Here is a 1,451-nt window from a genome sequence, read left to right as displayed (position 1 = left end):
GAGGGTCAAGGCGGGTTGTCGAAGGAGCTGTTACGGATTTCGTCGATGGGAGCGATTCAGGCGGCTGATGTCGAGCTGTTGCTGGAGGGGTTTACGGCGTTGACGCGGTAAGCGTTGTCTGCATCTTTGTCTTCAAAAGGCCCGCAAGGGCCTTTTTTGTTCCTGGCGCATCGTTCGGAAACATGAACCCTATTGCCAGTCAGGTCAAATGAGTCGGTCGACACGAACGCCAACATCAAAGAGAATCGACTGGAGTCGCTCTCGCCGTCCTCCGAAACTACGCAAATCAAGCGTCGAGATGAAATCCCCTTCAATCGTCAAACCACTCGAGCGCCCGCTGGCGGAGTATGGATCCAGCGTCGATTCTGCTCGACAAGTCATGGCGGCTGGGTTGCGATGGCCAACCCCATATTGGTGCGATCTCGCGATCGGTTGGTTAGAGCAAGGTCTAGCTATCGACGACAAAATATGCGAGTTGTTGCAGGAAATTTCCGGGAATCGACGTTTCCCGCAGGGTCTGCGTCATCGCGCATTTGCATTACGTGTTCGAGCCGTCAGGAACAGGAGTATCGAGTAGTCAATCAACCTTGGCAGTGACGAAGATTTCGCGCTTGGTGCACTACGATTCGCGGTGGTGGTAGCCATGTGTGGCGTCTGACAACCGGACACACACGATGGCCAAAGGGCCTGCCTATTCGCAAACTATAGCCACGTGTTTACAGGATTGGAAAACCAGAATATGTCTTGGTGGAAACCTTTTTCCCGTAAAGGAACGAAAGTGCCGGCGCCGGCAATTACCTCGGAAAAAACACTTGAGCTTCGCACCGGAACCTCGGAGTTCGAAGCATTTATCGCTTTTGCCGAAATCGAATCAGGCGAGAATCTCCCGCACGGCGCCGAGCATTTGGCTGCGCTACTCACCTATGCACCAGCGCGCCCGGAGTGGCTGCATCTTGCGAGGCGTTATGCGCAGCGAGCAGGTGATCGAGCGGACGAAGTGTTGCTGCCAGAAACCGAACATCGCTACGCGTCGACCGAAGCGCTCAGGGCATTGCTCTGGGCGTGGCAAGGAAGATTGTCGGAGGCTGTCGATCGCCTTCTGCATGCACAGGAGGCCCTCCCGACAACGGACTACCTGAATGCCTGGGCACGCGAATGGATCGAGCCGGCCGGCGCGCTGGAGTCCCTCCCTTCAAATCTACAGATTCGCTTGTTCGGCAATGTGATCTCACGCACGCCGGAAGCTTCGATGTCCGGACATTATCAGTTGCTCGATGCTCGCCGATGGGCAGCCATATCGGCACGAGTCGTACCGGCGAGCGAGTTTCGCCTACAGTGGACCATGCTGCGCCTTGGACTCTTGCGCCGCGCAGGGGAATTCGAGGAGGCGCTCCGTTTAGCGGGTCCACTAGCCGATATCCAGGATTGGTTCACCGCGGTCGGGCGTGGTC

Annotated in this window: 1 protein-coding gene; it reads left to right on the top strand. The window is 56.7% G+C overall.

From position 1 onward, the window contains the following. Window positions 1-712: 712 nt before the first annotated feature. The coding region (locus tag ACWERV_RS36810; protein WP_452941253.1) for a hypothetical protein at window positions 713-1,451 on the top strand (739 nt) is incomplete at its 3' end.

The sequence above is a fragment of the Streptomyces sp. NPDC004031 genome, from assembly GCF_053604375.1.
This window is presented reverse-complemented; position numbering and strand designations above follow the sequence as displayed.